Annotated in this window: 16 protein-coding genes; all 16 read right to left on the bottom strand. The window is 62.0% G+C overall.

What is annotated here, in order from left to right; genetic code table 11:
- Window positions 1-145: 145 nt before the first annotated feature.
- Window positions 146-403, bottom strand: a complete 258-nt coding sequence (locus BN2664_RS08595; RefSeq protein WP_007000597.1) for a F0F1 ATP synthase subunit epsilon — start codon at window positions 401-403, stop codon at window positions 146-148.
- Entirely contained in the window at window positions 404-1,864 is a 1,461-nt protein-coding gene (atpD, locus tag BN2664_RS08590; protein ID WP_007000598.1) for a F0F1 ATP synthase subunit beta, read from the bottom strand.
- Window positions 1,865-1,875: 11 nt separating this feature from the next.
- Window positions 1,876-2,811, bottom strand: coding sequence for a F0F1 ATP synthase subunit gamma (locus BN2664_RS08585; protein ID WP_007000599.1), 936 nt, complete (start codon window positions 2,809-2,811; stop codon window positions 1,876-1,878).
- A gap of 3 nt (window positions 2,812-2,814) precedes the next feature.
- Window positions 2,815-4,437: a F0F1 ATP synthase subunit alpha gene (atpA, locus tag BN2664_RS08580; RefSeq protein WP_007000600.1), complete on the bottom strand. Its 1,623-nt coding sequence runs from the start codon at window positions 4,435-4,437 to the stop codon at window positions 2,815-2,817.
- A gap of 2 nt (window positions 4,438-4,439) precedes the next feature.
- Entirely contained in the window at window positions 4,440-5,294 is an 855-nt protein-coding gene (locus BN2664_RS08575) for a F0F1 ATP synthase subunit delta (protein WP_007000601.1), read from the bottom strand.
- A complete protein-coding gene (gene atpF, locus BN2664_RS08570; protein ID WP_007000602.1) occupies window positions 5,294-5,833 on the bottom strand; it encodes a F0F1 ATP synthase subunit B in 540 nt (179 codons plus the stop codon). Before atpF ends, BN2664_RS08575 begins: the two co-directional genes overlap by 1 nt.
- 13 nt (window positions 5,834-5,846) lie before the next feature.
- On the bottom strand, window positions 5,847-6,053 hold the full coding sequence (gene atpE / locus BN2664_RS08565) for an ATP synthase F0 subunit C (RefSeq protein ID WP_007000603.1): 207 nt from the start codon (window positions 6,051-6,053) through the stop codon (window positions 5,847-5,849).
- Between the two features lie 62 nt (window positions 6,054-6,115).
- Complete coding sequence (atpB, locus tag BN2664_RS08560) at window positions 6,116-6,940, bottom strand: F0F1 ATP synthase subunit A (RefSeq protein WP_007000604.1); 825 nt, start codon at window positions 6,938-6,940, stop codon at window positions 6,116-6,118.
- Between the two features lie 201 nt (window positions 6,941-7,141).
- Window positions 7,142-7,471 carry a hypothetical protein gene (locus BN2664_RS08555; protein ID WP_155856443.1) on the bottom strand — a complete coding sequence of 110 codons (330 nt, stop codon included), beginning with the start codon at window positions 7,469-7,471 and terminating at the stop codon, window positions 7,142-7,144.
- Between the two features lie 44 nt (window positions 7,472-7,515).
- A complete protein-coding gene (locus tag BN2664_RS08550; protein WP_007000606.1) occupies window positions 7,516-8,709 on the bottom strand; it encodes a glycosyltransferase family 4 protein in 1,194 nt (397 codons plus the stop codon).
- A gap of 20 nt (window positions 8,710-8,729) precedes the next feature.
- Window positions 8,730-9,386 carry an L-threonylcarbamoyladenylate synthase gene (locus BN2664_RS08545; RefSeq protein WP_007000607.1) on the bottom strand — a complete coding sequence of 219 codons (657 nt, stop codon included), beginning with the start codon at window positions 9,384-9,386 and terminating at the stop codon, window positions 8,730-8,732.
- A 19-nt stretch (window positions 9,387-9,405) separates the two neighbouring features.
- Complete coding sequence (gene prmC / locus BN2664_RS08540) at window positions 9,406-10,263, bottom strand: peptide chain release factor N(5)-glutamine methyltransferase (RefSeq protein ID WP_007000608.1); 858 nt, start codon at window positions 10,261-10,263, stop codon at window positions 9,406-9,408.
- Window positions 10,247-11,353, bottom strand: a complete 1,107-nt coding sequence (gene prfA, locus BN2664_RS08535) for a peptide chain release factor 1 (protein ID WP_007000609.1) — start codon at window positions 11,351-11,353, stop codon at window positions 10,247-10,249. The genes prmC and prfA overlap by 17 nt, the downstream gene beginning before the upstream one ends.
- Before the next feature lie 180 nt (window positions 11,354-11,533).
- Window positions 11,534-11,746 (bottom strand): 50S ribosomal protein L31, encoded by a 213-nt coding sequence (gene rpmE / locus BN2664_RS08530; protein WP_007000610.1) that lies wholly within the window; start codon window positions 11,744-11,746, stop codon window positions 11,534-11,536.
- A gap of 142 nt (window positions 11,747-11,888) precedes the next feature.
- Entirely contained in the window at window positions 11,889-13,808 is a 1,920-nt protein-coding gene (rho, locus tag BN2664_RS08525; protein WP_051014157.1) for a transcription termination factor Rho, read from the bottom strand.
- 289 nt (window positions 13,809-14,097) lie between these two features.
- Window positions 14,098-14,994 carry a homoserine kinase gene (thrB, locus tag BN2664_RS08520; RefSeq protein ID WP_058120678.1) on the bottom strand — a complete coding sequence of 299 codons (897 nt, stop codon included), beginning with the start codon at window positions 14,992-14,994 and terminating at the stop codon, window positions 14,098-14,100.
- Window positions 14,995-15,097 lie beyond the last annotated feature (103 nt).

Raw genomic sequence — 15,097 nt, 5'->3', positions numbered from 1 at the left:
CCTGGCTCCGCCTAATTGTCCCGTTGCCCTGATACTAAGCAAAGACGCCTCAATTTGTTGAATAAATTAGCGTTGCCAGGCGCGTGAGGTAGATTACAACGCCCCGGCCAAGTGGCCGGGGCGTCAGCAAGGTTATGGCACCGCTCTAAGCGGCGACCTCGGACGCGTCCTCAACGGCGACGATTACCTCGTTCGCGTCCACGGTAACGAAGCCTTCACCGCATCTAAAGATGCGCTGCTGGCCATCGTTGGCTTTGACCCGAACCTCGCCGGGGACGAGCAAAGCGAGAAACGGCACGTGGTTTTGAAGGATTCCCACCTCGCCGGTTTCCGCCGGCACCACGACCATCTCAGCCTCGCCGTCCCACAGCTGGCCTGATTGAGAAACGATTTCTACCCGCATTTAGGCGTCCTTCAGTTCCTTGGCCTTGCGCTCGAGGTCATCGATGCCGCCAATGTTGAAGAAGGCCTGCTCCGGAACGCCGTCGTAGTAACCCGAGCAAATACGCTTGAAGGCTTCAATCGTCTCGTCCACCGGGACCGTCGAACCGGGAACGCCGGTGAACTTTTCCGCCACGTACATGTTCTGCGAGAGGAACTGCTGGATGCGGCGAGCGCGCGCAACCGTCACCTTGTCCTCTTCGCCAAGCTCGTCGACGCCGAGGATGGAGATAATGTCCTGCAGTTCCTGGTTCTTCTGCAGAATCGACTTCACCCGGGTGGCCACTTCGTAGTGCTCCTGGCCCACAATTTGCGGATCGAGGATTCGCGAGGTGGAGGCCAGCGGGTCCACAGCCGGATAAATACCCATGGAGGCGATATCACGCGAAAGCTGCGTGGTGGCGTCCAAGTGGGCGAAGGTCGTGGCCGGGGCCGGGTCGGTGTAATCGTCCGCCGGCACATAAATAGCCTGCAGAGAGGTAATCGAGTGGCCCTTAGTGGAGGTGATTCGCTCCTGCAACTGCCCCATTTCGTCCGCCAGGGTCGGCTGGTAGCCCACCGCGGAAGGCATGCGGCCCAGCAAGGTGGATACCTCGGAGCCGGCCTGGGTGAAGCGGTAGATGTTATCGATGAAGAGCAGCACGTCCTGGTTGGCCACATCGCGGAAGTACTCCGCCATGGTCAGGCCGGACAGGGCGATGCGTAAGCGCACCCCCGGCGGCTCGTCCATCTGGCCGAATACCAGGGCGGTCTTGTCAATAACGCCCGCCTCGGCCATTTCCATAATGAGGTCGTTACCCTCGCGAGTGCGCTCACCAACGCCGGCGAACACGGAAACGCCGTCGTGATCGAGCGCCACGCGCTGAATCATTTCCTGGATGAGCACCGTCTTGCCCACGCCGGCGCCGCCGAACAGGCCGATCTTGCCGCCCTGCACGTACGGGGTGAGAAGGTCGATAACCTTCATGCCAGTTTCGAACATCTTGGTTTCCGGCTCGAGATCCTCGAAGGCCGGTGGATTACGGTGAATCGCCCAGCGTTCATTGACCTCAAGGCGCTCGCCGTCCTCCAGGTTGAGGGGCTCGCCAATTACGTTGAAGACGTGGCCGAGGGTCGCCTTGCCCACCGGAACCGAAATCGGCCCGCCGGTATCAACGACCTCGCCGCCGCGCACCAGACCGTCAGTCGGCTTCATGGCGATGGTGCGCACGATGTTATCGCCGAGGTGCTGGGCTACCTCCAGGTAGATCTCCTGCTCCTCGAAGTGCTCGCCCGAATCGTCGGACGGAAGCTTGATCGTGGTTGTGAGTGCGTTGTTGAGTTCCGGGAGAGCGTCGGACGGAAATTCGACGTCGACGACGGCGCCCGTAACCTGGCTGATACGCCCGGTTCCCGCCGGAGCCTGCTCCATCTGTGCTGTCATATCTATCTTCCTTATCCGTTACCGAGCGCGTCTGCTCCCGAGACAATCTCGGTGATCTCGGTGGTAATTTCTGCCTGCCGGGCGTTGTTCGCCAAGCGGGTGTACTTCTCAATGAGTTCGGAGGCGTTATCCGTGGCCGCGTGCATTGCCTGCTGACGCGAGGCAAGTTCGGAGGCCGCGGCCATCAGCAAAATGGTGCGAATGCGCTGGCGCACGTACATCGGGATCAAGGCGTCAAACACCTTCCGCCCCGAGGGCTCGAACTCGAACAGCGGTGGGCTTCCCGCCGGACCACTGCCCTGGTAGCGCACCGACTTCTGCTGATCGATCGTGCCGCTGCCGTAATCCACAATTGATAGCGGCAACATATGGCGCACCTGCACCGACTGCTTGACCATCGACTCGTAGCGGGTGAAGACCACATGCAACTCGGCCACCCCGCCCTGATCAGCGGGAGCGCTAAACGCATCGAGAAGCGTGCGGGCAATATCGTTCGCCTGCTCCAGCGAGGGATTATCCGAGCTCCCCGTCCACGACTTAGCCACTTCGACGTCGCGGAACCCGAGGGTCTGCACCCCGCGCCGGCCGGTAACGTAAAGCACCGGCTCCTTGCCGGCGGCGCGCAACTCATCCAAGAAGCGCTGCGTTTCACGCAGAATATTCGCCGAGTATGCGCCGGCCAGCCCGCGGTCCGAAGTCACCACTAGCACCGCCACGCGGTTGGTATCGGTGCGATCCTTCAGAAGCGGATGGTCGATATCGAAATCGTGATGACCAACCAGTTGGAGTGCGCGGGTAATCGCTAGCGTGTAGGGATCGCGGCCCTGGGCCGCCTCCCTCGCCTTTCCGATACGCGAAGCCGCAATAAGCTCCATCGCCCGGAACACCTTTTGCAAGGTGCCGGTGGCGCGAATGCGGTTCTTGTACTTCCTCTGCTCTCCAGCCATACGCTATTCCTGCTCGTCCGTAACCGGCAGAGTTTCACGCGTGCGCTCGGCCTCCACATCCTCCTCCGGCACAATGCCCTCGGAGGTGACGTAAGAGCCGGTGAAGGCTTCTACCGCGGCTCGCAACTCCGCCTCGGTTTCCTCGCTGAGGACCTTCGAATCGCGGATAGCGGGCAAAACCTCGGTGTTGTGGCGAATGTAGTCCAGCAGGCGCCCCTCGTAGGAGTGCACGTGATCCACCGGGATCTCATCCAGGTAGCCATTCGAACCCGCCCAAATGGAAACCACCTGCTCCTCAATCGGATACGGCGTGTACTGCGGCTGCTTGAGTAGCTCCATCAGACGCTCGCCGCGAACCAGCTGACGGCGGGTAGCCGGATCCAGGTCCGAGGCGAACATGGCGAAGGCCGCCTGCGAGCGGTACTGCGCCAGGGTGATCTTCAGGGTTCCCGCGACCTTCTTCATTGCCTTGATCTGCGCGTCGCCGCCCACGCGGGACACCGAAATACCCACGTCCACGGCCGGGCGCTGATTGGCGTTGAACAAATCGGACTGCAGGAAGATCTGGCCGTCGGTAATCGAAATAACGTTGGTCGGAATGTAGGCCGAAACGTCATTCGCCTTGGTTTCCACAATGGGAAGGCCGGTCATCGAACCCGCGCCGAGCTCATCGGAAAGCTTGGCGCAACGCTCGAGTAGGCGCGAATGCAGGTAGAAAACGTCGCCCGGGTAAGCCTCACGCCCCGGCGGGCGGCGCAGAAGCAGCGAAATTGCGCGGTAGGCCTCAGCCTGCTTGGAAAGATCGTCGAAAACGATAAGCACGTGCTTGCCGTTGTACATCCAGTGCTGACCAATCGCCGAACCAGTGTAGGGGGCCAGGTACTTGAAGCCGGCCGGGTCCGAGGCGGGGGTGGCAACAATGGTGGTGTAGTCCAGCGCGCCGTAGCGGGCCAGAGTGGAACGCACCGAGGCAATTGTGGTGCCCTTCTGACCCACCGCCACGTAAATGCAACGGACCTGGCGATTCGGATCGCCCGATTCCCAGTTCTCGCGCTGGTTGAGGATGGTATCGATGGCAAGAGCCGTCTTACCGGTCTGGCGATCCCCAATGATCAGCTGGCGCTGCCCGCGCCCGATCGGAGTCATGGAGTCGATGGCCTTGATGCCGGTTTCCAGCGGTTCGTGCACGGACTTGCGTTGCATAACGCCCGGCGCCTGCAACTCGAGTGCGCGCCGTCCCTCAATACCCTCGATTTCCCCGAGGCCGTCAATCGGGTTGCCCAGGGGATCGACCGTGCGCCCCAGGTACCCGTCTCCCACCGGCACCGAAAGCACCTCGCCGGTGCGGCGAACTTCCTGGCCTTCCTCAATGGAAGTGAAATCGCCGAGGACCACCACGCCGATCTCGCGCTCTTCCAGGTTCATGGCGAGTCCGCGAGTGCCGTCTTCGAACACCAGAATCTCATTCGCCATAGCGTTGGGTAGCCCACCCACGCGAGCGATACCATCGGCCGTCATCGTCACGTGGCCGATTTCCTCGCTTCCCACGTGCTCCGGCTCGTATGTGCGCACGAAGTCGTCGAGCGCTGCCCGAATTTCCTCGGGCTGAATTGTTACATCAGCCATTCTTATTCCTTACCAGTTCCCGCCGATGCCGGAATCCGGGCGACGGACGCGTTAACGTTTTTCATTTTTTGGAGTAGCGAAGCGTCGATAACCTCTGCCCCGTGATGGATCCGCAAGCCTCCAATGAGCTCCGGCTCCACCGTTACATGAATCGAGATCTCTTTGCCGTAGAAGCGCGAGAGCAAGCGCTGCAAGCGCGAGCATTGCTCCTGCGTGAGCTCGGTGGCTGCGTAGACGGTCGCCGTCGACTTCCCGGAAAGTTCCGCGGTCATCTCCGCGTAGGCCCGCAAAGTGTCGACGACGCCGCTCTCCACGGAGTCCCGGACCGCCCACTCAATGAGCTCCAAGCCTTCGCTGGTCATATCCTTGAACAAGCTCAGAGCCAGCCTGACGCGAGCATCTTCCGGATATCCGTAGATATCCTCGACCGCCACGCGGATCCGCGGCTCCTTACGGAACACCCGAATCGCGGCGAATAGCTCATCTTCCAGGCGACCCAGCTCATTGCGTCCACGCGCCTGGCGAATCAGCGCACCGGCGGCCACCCATTCCAGAGCCCAAGGTGCGTCGTCGTCCTCCGTCCAGGGAAGCGCAATGGCTTCCTGAACCAGGCGAACCACGTTTTCCGACAGCTTCCCGCCGAGGATCTTGGCTACCAATTCCTGGCGCGACCACAGGCTCCGCGTGGTGTCATTCAGCACCCGCAAAAGAGCCACGGATTGCGTCAACATATTGGTAGCAAGATAAATCTCGCGCGCCATTTCCTGACCGCGCAGATCCCCTTCGGGGCGCAAAGCTCCCCATTTTTGCCCCAGCGTGTGGGCGGATCTGCGGCTTCTGCTACTCCTGAGTTGCATTACGCCCCCTGCCCTCCCGCGGGAGTGGCGCTTTCGAGTTCATCGAGGAATGCATCCACGACGCCCTCATTAACCTTCGGATCCAGACGCACCTGCTCGCCAACGATTCGGTTGGCGAGGCGAGTGGCCAGATCTCCCACATCGGCACGAAGCACGCGCGCGGCGGCTTCGGTATCTGCCTTAATACGCGACTGCGCGGCAGCATTGATGCGATCGGCTTCCCGCTGGGCGTCCTCTTGCGCGCGAGCGATGATCTCATCTGCGTTGGTGTGGGCGCGCTGGCGGATCTCGGCGGCTTCGCGCTGAGCGGCCTCCTGCTCACCGGCAATCTTTGCGCGCTCGGCGGCAACCTGCTCCTGAGCGCGCTCGGCGGCGGTGAGGCCGTCTTCAATCTTTTCGCGCCGCTCGTCCAGAATCCGCGAGAACGCAGGCCAAGCAAACTTCGCCACCGCAATCACGATGATGACGAAGCAGATTGAGCCCCAGATGAGATCCGGCCACGCCGGCAGGATCACATTGTGTTCTTCCGCAAGAATCATAATTTAACCGACTTTATTTGAAGACGAATCCGGCCACGAACCCGAGCAGGCCCAACGCCTCCGCGAACGCGATAGCAAGAATCATGTTGGTACGAAGCAGGCCCGCCATCTCCGGCTGCCGGGCGGTGGCTTCCTGGTTCTTAGCACCGATCAGACCAATGCCGATACCGGGGCCAATGGCGGCCAAGCCGTATCCAATAGTTGCGAGAACACCACTCATTTTTTCTTCCTTTTCCGTGTTGTAATCGTTTCGATTAGCACTCGATGTGGACCTCAACCGCGCTAGTGCGCGATTGAAAGCTGAATATAAACCGCCGCCAAAAGCGCGAAAATGTACGCCTGCAGGCAGGCAATAAAGAGCTCAAACACCATGATGAGCAAGGAGCCCGCGAAAGTGATCGCGCCCAGGCCGTACCCGAATCCGCCCATCTGCACCAGCAGGTAATGCGTCCCCAAGAAGCACACAATCATCAGCATGTGCCCGGACATCATATTGGCGAGAAGACGGACCATAAGGGTGAAGGGCCGGAGCAAGAAGGTAGAGACGAACTCAATCGGGGTGATCAGCAGATAAAGCGGCTTCGGGATCCCCGGCGGAATGAGCTGCTCCTTTAGGAAGCGCAAACCTCCGCGCTCGCGTACGCCGGCCCAAATCATCAGGCCCCAGGCAAAAAGCGCGAAAATCATCGGGATGCCAATAACCGCGCTACCGGCTAGCTGCAAGCCGGGGATCACGCCCGTGATGTTCATGAACAAAATGCCCAGGAACACGATCATGATCGCCGGCTGATAATCGCGGGCCTTGCCGCCCAGGATCGATTCGGCAATCTGCACGCGCGAGAAGTCGAAAAGCGATTCGGTGGCGGCCTGCGCGCGCCCCGGAATGAGCTTGGCGCGCTTGGCAAAGACCACGCAAATAATCAAAAGCGTCAGCGCGGCAAGAATTCGAATTGCCATGAGGCGATTCATCTCGAAGGGCGTTCCTACAAAGAGGAACGGCTGCGGGAAGAATTCTTCCAGGCCCGGGACGTGGAATCCCTCTTCGCCGCTGGCTACGCTCGTATACGCGGCGTTACCGGGAAGAATAGCGAGTGAACCTAACGCCATGCGTCACCCTCTCAGACAAACTCTGCGACCGAAACCTCATTGCATCGGCTCGTTTTCAAAACTCTACTGACCATAGTACAGGCACCGTTGAAAGGCACCTAGGGATCTATGGTAACCCGGATCGCCGGCGAGATTCACGGATTTGCTTCGCCGCCGCCCTCGGGCCGCTGGCTTCGCGGCGAGATGGCGCGCTTTTGGACGCTAGCGTGGATCCATTCTAATCACCGTTAGGGTCTGCACCCCGAGCGAAATAACGATCGCTGCCGCGGCAACCAGCGCCACGATCACCTCGTCCAGTGGCGTCAAACCGCGCACCAGAGCCAAAACCGCCAGCAGCAAAACAAGCTTCAAAACATACGCGGCCAAAAGCACCCAGGAGCCTCCGCGCCGAATCCGCGCACAGGCGAGGGTTACCAGCTCCAGCCCCACTCCGAGGCCAGCCCCGACCGCCACCGCGCCGCCGGCCAGCGGGCCGCTTACCAACCAGGTCACCACGGCCGCGAGCGCGCCGATCATGCCTATTGTCGCCATGGAGCGATACGCAGAGCACCGGAGAATTTTTTCCGCTTTCACCGCTAGTTCCTCTCTTCCCGGATCCGGGGGCCTGGCCCAGCCAGACTGCCATACAGATCGACGTCGTCGTCGTCCTTTACGGCCACCGCATCGTCACCCGCCGGCGGGCACGTGGGCCCGGAAAAGGCGCGCGAGGTTATAAAAATGCCGACCGCGCAGGCCACGGCGCCCACCGCCAGAACCGCCGGCCAGGAAAGCCGGATGAGCAGGATGGTGGTGAAGGAGAAAATAAGCGCCCACATATACAAAATCAGGACGGTGGCGCGGTGGGAGTGGCCGCGGCGCAGGAGGCGGTGGTGTAGGTGGCCGGCGTCGGCAGTGAACGGCGACTGACCCCGCGCCAGGCGGCGAACCACGGCCCACACGAAATCAACCAGCGGCAACAAAATGACCGCCGCCGCTAGCAGCAGGGGCAGATACGCCGGGAGCGCGTAACCCAGCGACGTCAGCTGCGGATCAATCTGGCCGGTTACCACGATGGCCGCGCCGGCAATAATCGTGCCCAGCATTAGCGCGCCCGAGTCGCCCATAAAAATCCGCGCGGGATGGAAATTATGCGGCAAGAAGCCCACGCAAATTCCCACCAGCGCGGCGGAAACCGCGCAACCCACCGAGGTGTAATCGCCCGGGGTGGCGTTGCGGGTAAGTGCGTATGAATAAAGGAAAAACGCGCCGGCCGCGATGCAGACGATTCCGGCAGCGAGACCGTCGAGGCCGTCCATAAAATTCACCGCATTGACGATCACGATCACCACCACGATGGTGAAAATCAAAGAAAGCCGCGAGGAACCAACGGTGAGCCCCATAAACGGCAGGGTCAAAAATTGCACGCCCTGCCAGGCCATTACTCCGGCGGCGAGGATCTCACCCGCCAGCTTGGTGGCCCAGTCGAGTTCCCAGATATCGTCGAGGATTCCCACCAAGCACATTAGCGCGGCCCCCAGGAGCACTCCCCACGCCTGCGAACTGGGCCCGAGCACCACGCGCAAATACGGGATCTGCGAGCAAATCGCCAGCGCGCCAGCGAATCCGGCCAGCATGGCGAGGCCGCCCAGGCGAGGAATGGGGACTCGATGTACATCGCGTGCGCGTACCTGCGTCATGGCTCCCAGCCGCAGCGCCAAGCGCAAAACGGCCGGGACCAGAACATACGTAATCGCCGCCGCGATTACCGCCATCAGAATGTATACGCGCATCGCTTTTCAGCTTACTTGGTCTAGCCCGCGATCCGGCCGAAGCGGGCGATATCGGCATCCGAAATCGCGCCGTGGCGCAGAATTTCGATGGCGCCAGCTGGGTCGCCAGCGCCCGCTGAGCCGCAAGCCACCCGCACAATGGTCGACGGCACCCCGCCGCGCGCCGGCCCGGCCTCCAAATAAACCGCAACTTTTTCGCCCAGCTGTTCGCGGGCCTGCGCCGCGGTCTGCGCCGGCGGCTGGCCGGTGAGATTTGCCGAGGTCACCGCCATCGGCCCGGCGGTGCGCAGTAGCTCCAGGGCGGCCTCATTGTCGGGCATCCGCAGCGCCACCGTGCCGTTCGTTTCGCCCAGGTCCCAGCCGATTTCCGGCCGGGCGGGCACTACAATCGTGAGCGCCCCGGGCCAAAACTCTCGCGCCAGCGCCCGCGCGGCGGTAGGGATTTCGGTGGCCAGGCGTTCGGCGTCGTCGAGGGAAGCCACCAGCACCGGCGACGGCTTATCGCGCCCGCGCCCTTTCGCCGTCAGCAACCGCGTAACGGCCGCGGCGCTAAACGGGTCGGACCCCACGCCGTACACCGTGTCGGTGGGCAAAACCACCAGCTGGCCCTCCGCAACCGCGCGCGCCGCGGCCTCGATTGCCGCCGCGCCGTCCGCCACATTCAACATTTCACTCATTGCGTCTCCTTTTTGCCAACTACCCCGCTGGCCTCTGCGCCAACAGATAGCGCGGCCGACCGGTGAGGTCCCCGGCGGTGGAGGCCTCGAGGCCCACCCGCTCCGCCTCCTCGCGTAGCGCGGCCGCCTGCCCTTCGGCGTGTTCCATTACAACGGTTCCGCCCGGGCGCACAAGCTCGGCGGCCCGGCGCAAAAAACGCACCGGAAGATCCAAACCGCGAGGCCCTCCGCCTGCCAGCGCAAGTTGCGGGTCGGCGTCGACCTCGGGTTCGTGCGGGGTTTCAGGCGGCACGTAGGGAGGATTACTGACGACGACGTCGCAGCGCCCGGTCAGCTCCGGCAGGGCCGCACCTGCGTCCGCCTGCACAAAGGTAATTGTCGCAAGTGCTCCGTTGGCGGCGGCGTTCTCCCTCGCAAGGTCGAGAGCGGGGGCGGAAATGTCCACCGCCCACACGCGCGTGCCCGGCACTTCGGTAGCCAGCGCAATCGCGATAGCGCCCGAGCCGGTCCCCAGATCAGCGGCTACGGGCTCGCCGCCGGCGGCTTTCACTCTCCGCACAGCGTCAATTGCCGCGCCCGCCACCACCTCGGTTTCCGGGCGCACGATAAGCGCGGCCGGCGTGCTTTTGAGCGTCAGGTAGCGGAAATACATGCGGCCGGTAATGTGCTGCAGAGGCTCACGCCGGGCCCGGCGCCCGACGAGGGCCAGGTAGCTCTGGGCCTGCTGCGGGGTGGCGCGCTCGGCCAGGCTGGGGCGCGCACCGCAGACGTATTCCGCCAGCTCACGGGCATCGACGCGGGGAGATGCCACGCCCGCCTCGGCGAGCAAATAGGTGGCCTCCCTAGCCAGCGTGGCCCAGCTACTGTTCGTCGGCATGCTCCAGGCGGGCCTTTTCATCCATCTGCCGGGCAGAATCGATGATTTCGTCAAGGTCACCGTCGAGCACGGCGTCGAGGTTATGCGCCTTGTACCCGGTGCGGTGATCGGCAATGCGATTCTCCGGGAAGTTGTAGGTGCGAATGCGCTCGGAGCGATCGAGCGTGCGTACCTGGGAGTGGCGTAGCTCCGCATTTTCGGCCGCTTGCTGGTCCAGCTGGAGCTGGCGCAAGCGGGCGCGAAGCACGCGCATCGCGGACTCGCGGTTCTGAATCTGCGATTTTTCATCCTGCATCGAAACCACGATGCCGGTGGGCAAATGGGTAATTCGCACCGCGGAGTCCGTGGTGTTCACGGACTGGCCGCCCGGGCCCGAGGAGCGATAAACGTCAATGCGCAAATCGTTATCGTGGATTTCCACTTCGCCTGGATCATCAACTTCGGCAAAAACCAGAACGCCGGCGGTGGAGGTCTGAATGCGGCCCTGCGACTCGGTAACCGGTACGCGCTGAACGCGATGCACGCCACCTTCATACTTTAGGTGCGCCCAGACGCCCTCGGAGGGATCGGAAATCTGCCCGCGCTGGCGGATAGCAATCTCGGAGTCCTTGATTCCTCCCAGTTCGGTGACGTTAGCGGAGAGGACCTCCCAGCTCCAGCCCTGCTTGGCCGCGTAGCGCTCGTACATGCGGGCCAGGTCCCCGGCAAACAGCGCGGATTCTTCGCCGCCCGCACCGGCCTTGATTTCCATAATGACATCGCGCCCGTCGTCCTCATCGCGGGGCAAAAGTGCCTGCGTAAGATCTTCCGAAAGGGCGTCAAACTTCGCCTGCAGTCCAGGAAGCTCGGGCTTGAACAAATCGGCATCTTCGCCGCCCGCCTCCACAATCTCCTGCGCTTCTTCCAGGTCCTGTTTGGCATCGCGATACTCACGGTAAACGCTGACTACTCGCCCCAACTCGGCGTAGCGGCGTCCCAGCGAACGCATCTTATCCGGGGAGCTCAGCACTTCCGGAGATGCCATATCTCGCTCGATCTGCTCGTGCTCGGCGAGCATCTGTTCGGCAACTTCTGCGCGGTTGTCTGCCACGGTAACCTTTCCGATTCGTTAAATATCTCGCGGTAGCGCCCGGGCTCTACTCGCAAACCTTTTGTAGTCTACCGCCGGTCCTGTATTCGGCCGCGCGGGCCGAACGTGATAATGGCCCGACACTTGCGCCGGGCCATTATCGATAACTTCTCAGTGCGATGGCTAAAGCGCCACCAAAGCTTACTTCTTCCGCTTGCCGTAGCGAGCTTCGAAGCGGGCTACGCGACCGCCGGTGTCCAGAATCTTCTGCTTGCCGGTGTAGAACGGATGGCATTTGTTGCAAACTTCAACGCGCATCGTTTCGCCCTCGAAGGTGGAGCGAGTATCGAATTCGTTGCCGCAACCGCAAACAACGTGAACATCGTGGTAATCCGGGTGGATGCCCTGCTTCATAATTTTCTCCTTGGATCGTTTGGTGCCTCGGGTCCAGCCTGCTCACGAAAGCCGCAAGCGCGCCGGTGAACCGAAAGCCGACGGACTATTATTACATAGCTAAATATGCCGAGTGAATGCCAGTGAGCAAATACACCAGGCCTTAGTCTGCCTTGGCCGCGTGGCCGGAGGCCTGCACGCTGCGCATAATGGAAACGAGGAACTCCGCGTTGTTCTCGGTCTTCTTGAGGCGCTTGAGAACAAAATCGGAGGCATCTTCCACCGAGAGCGTTCCCAGTGCGCGGCGCAAGGACCACAACACCTTGAGCTCCTCTTGCGAGTAGAGCATTTCCTCGCGGCGGGTGCCAGAGGCGTTGACGTCGATTGCCGGGAAAATACGACGATCGGCGAGCTGGCGAGACAGGCGCAGCTCCATATTGCCGGTGCCCTTGAACTCTTCGAAAATAACTTCGTCCATCTTCGAGCCGGTTTCCACCAGAGCCGTGGCAATAATCGTCAACGAGCCGCCGTTTTCAATATTGCGCGCCGCGCCGAAGAACTTCTTGGGCGGGTAAAGCGCCGCCGCGTCCACGCCGCCGGAAAGGATGCGCCCGGAGGCAGGAGCGGCCAGATTGTAGGCGCGAGCCAGACGGGTAAGCGAATCGAGCAACACCACCACGTCCTGACCAAGCTCCACCAGGCGCTTGGCGCGCTCAATGGCGAGCTCCGCCACCGTGGTGTGATCGGTAGCCGGCCGATCAAAGGTCGAAGCGATAACTTCGCCCTTCACGATCCGGCGCATATCGGTCACTTCTTCCGGACGCTCATCGACCAGCACCACCATCAAGTGCACGTTCGGGTTGTTCTGCGCAATCGACTGGGCAATTGCCTGCAACACCATGGTCTTTCCAGCCTTCGGCGGGGAAACAACCAGGCCGCGCTGGCCCTTGCCAATCGGCGAAACCAAATCAATGGCACGGGCCGAAATTGCCTTCTGCCCGGTTTCCAAACGTAGCATCTCATTGGGGTAGAGCGGGGTCAGCTTGGCGAATTCCGGACGCTTCGAAGCATCTTCTGGCGCCAAGCCATTAATCGCCGCCACTTCCACCAGCTGGTTGGCGATCTTCGTATTATTCTGCCGCCGGCGTCCGGCGCGGCCGCGGTTATTGTTGCGACGGTTGTTATTGCGGTTATTCGCCGAATCGTTCTCTTCGTTCTTACGCACCGCTCCTTGCACCGCATCGCCGCGCCGCAAGCCAAACTGGCGCACCAGGTTGCTGGAAATCTGCGCGTCGTTCTTGCCGGGCAAATAGCCGCCGGTACGCAGGAAGAACTGGTTGCCAGCCTTGTCCACAATTCCGGCTACCGGAAGCAGTATCTCTTCCTTGGTACGCTGCTCAGATTGCGCTTCGCCGTCACCGCCGCGCTGGTTGGCGCGCTGCTCAGATTGCGCTTCGCCATCGCCGCCGCGCTTACCACGGTTGTTCTCGCGCGAGTTGTGCCGGCTCCGCGATTCTTCGCGCTCGCCACCCGAACGCTCGTGGTTGCGGTTGCGGCGCGTACGACGACGCCGGTTCTCCCCGGATTCGTCCTCGCCGTCGGCGCGGCGCTCGGCCGCATCACCAATCGCATCAAGGACCGCGCGCTTATCGGCATCGGACAGAGCCGTGGCGTTCTTGGTCTGCTTGTTTTCTTTCGGCTCGGGCAAGCTAATGTCAATTTTCGCCGCGCGGCCGGCGCCCTCATCCAGACCATCGGAACCGCGGTGATTACGCGAACGGCGCCGCGAGGGCTTTTCGTCGTCGCGCTGGTTGCGGCGGTTGCGCGAGTTGTCGCGCTCCGCCGACTTAGCCTGCCCCTCGTCGCGCTCGGCCGGCGCCTCAGCGGCCTTAGCCTGCTCCTCGGCGGGCTTAGCTGGCTCCGCCGACGGCTGAGCCGCCTCGTCTTCCTTCGACTTGGTAGGACGGCCGCGGCGTGCCGGGACTACTTCGCGAATGGCCGCTAGAAGATCAGCCTTACGAGCCTTGGGGTCCATCGTCAGACCGAGTTCATTGGCAAGGTCGCGTAGTTCCCCTACCCGCATCTGCGAAATCGCACCGGTCACTTTGGGAGTTTCCTTCACGAGGTTCCTTCCTCGGATACGCGCCGGCCACTTGCCGGCACTGAATATGATGTCTAAAAATCCGCAACGCACAGAGGTGTTAGAAATTGCGGTAGCTTCTTCTTCCGCTCGGGCACGACGCCGGAGGCTGTCTCACAAGAAGAGGTAAATCGGGGTGCTCAGCGCACTCTCCACGATCGCCCGTTATTCTAGCAGGCTTATACCGGCAAAGCGCAAGAGAAAGCGCCCAGACTGTGCGCTCTATCGCTTGCTACTGCTCCACCAAATGCGCTCCGCGCGGAGCAATCGCGCACCTGAGCACCCGGAATCCACGCTGGCTTACCAGGCCGGCAGTTTCGTCATCGAGGGTGTCGAGTACCAGTAGCGAAGGACCGGCCCCCGATACCACCGCCGGCCAGCCGGCTTCCCGCAAAGCCGCGAGCATGCTGGCACTTTCCGGCATGGCGCTGGCCCGGTAATCCTGGTGGAGCCGATCTTCGGTAGCCGGCAGCAGAAGCTCCGGGTAATGCTCCAGCGCGAGCGTGATCATCGCGGTGCGGGAGACATTAAAAGCAGCGTCCACATGAGGCACCTTTTCCGGAAGAGCTTGGCGGGCTTTCTCAGTGGAAAGCACGGTGTCCGGGACCAAAAGGGTGCTGGTAATGCGCTTCGAGACGGGGATTCGGGCGGCGTGCGCGGCGGCGTCGTCCATCCAAGAAAGAACCGCCCCACCGAAAAGTGCGGGCGCGGCGTTATCCGGATGCCCCTCGAATTCGCAAGCAAGCCCGAGGAGAACTTCGTCGTCGAACAGCTCGGGGTGATCCACCAACCCGCGCACTAGTACGAGGCCGGCCACCACCGCGGCCGCCGAGCTTCCCAGGCCCCGCCCCTGCGCGATGCGGTTCTCGCACCGCATTTCAATACCCGCATTGGGCAAGGCCGCCACTTCGAAAGCACGCCGCATGGCGCGGACGATTAAATGCGACTCGTCGGTGGGCAGTTGGCCGGCACCTTCGCCGCGCACTTCCACCCGCGTGCGCCCGGTAATAAGGCGCACCGAGACTTCATCCCATAGGTCATGCGCCAGGCCCAGGCAGTCAAAACCGGGCCCTAAATTCCCCGAGGTCGCCGGTACTCGAACGGTTGCCTCTGACTTTGCGATGCGCAACGAGCTCTCCTTTTACCTTCGCCGGCACTCTGTTTTCGCCGGTGCCCTATTTCCCCAGTGCCCTATTTCGCCGGCGGCCTTTTTGGACGGGGCCTATATTCTC

This window comes from Actinobaculum massiliense (assembly GCF_001457435.1).
Taxonomy (GTDB): domain Bacteria; phylum Actinomycetota; class Actinomycetes; order Actinomycetales; family Actinomycetaceae; genus Actinobaculum; species Actinobaculum massiliense.
The sequence above is the reverse complement of the archived record's forward strand: the minus strand, read 5'-3'. Positions and strand labels throughout refer to the sequence as shown.

Bases quoted from the DNA above. Each gene is read 5' to 3' on its own strand.
- rho (WP_051014157.1), bottom strand. From the start codon at position 13,808: ATGCGGGTAGGGGAACTACGCGACCTTGCCAATGAACTCGGTCTGACG.
- BN2664_RS08575 (WP_007000601.1), bottom strand. From the start codon at position 5,294: ATGCAACTCAGGAGTAGCAGAAGCCGCAGATCCGCCCACACGCTGGGG.
- BN2664_RS08555 (WP_155856443.1), bottom strand. From the start codon at position 7,471: ATGGCGACAATAGGCATGATCGGCGCGCTCGCGGCCGTGGTGACCTGG.
- BN2664_RS08550 (WP_007000606.1), bottom strand. From the start codon at position 8,709: ATGCGCGTATACATTCTGATGGCGGTAATCGCGGCGGCGATTACGTAT.
- rpmE (WP_007000610.1), bottom strand. From the start codon at position 11,746: ATGAAGCAGGGCATCCACCCGGATTACCACGATGTTCACGTTGTTTGC.
- prmC (WP_007000608.1), bottom strand. From the start codon at position 10,263: ATGCCGACGAACAGTAGCTGGGCCACGCTGGCTAGGGAGGCCACCTAT.
- BN2664_RS08585 (WP_007000599.1), bottom strand. From the start codon at position 2,811: ATGGCTGGAGAGCAGAGGAAGTACAAGAACCGCATTCGCGCCACCGGC.
- BN2664_RS08595 (WP_007000597.1), bottom strand. From the start codon at position 403: ATGCGGGTAGAAATCGTTTCTCAATCAGGCCAGCTGTGGGACGGCGAG.
- atpA (WP_007000600.1), bottom strand. From the start codon at position 4,437: ATGGCTGATGTAACAATTCAGCCCGAGGAAATTCGGGCAGCGCTCGAC.
- atpF (WP_007000602.1), bottom strand. From the start codon at position 5,833: ATGATTCTTGCGGAAGAACACAATGTGATCCTGCCGGCGTGGCCGGAT.
- atpB (WP_007000604.1), bottom strand. From the start codon at position 6,940: ATGGCGTTAGGTTCACTCGCTATTCTTCCCGGTAACGCCGCGTATACG.
- atpE (WP_007000603.1), bottom strand. From the start codon at position 6,053: ATGAGTGGTGTTCTCGCAACTATTGGATACGGCTTGGCCGCCATTGGC.
- atpD (WP_007000598.1), bottom strand. From the start codon at position 1,864: ATGACAGCACAGATGGAGCAGGCTCCGGCGGGAACCGGGCGTATCAGC.
- BN2664_RS08545 (WP_007000607.1), bottom strand. From the start codon at position 9,386: ATGAGTGAAATGTTGAATGTGGCGGACGGCGCGGCGGCAATCGAGGCC.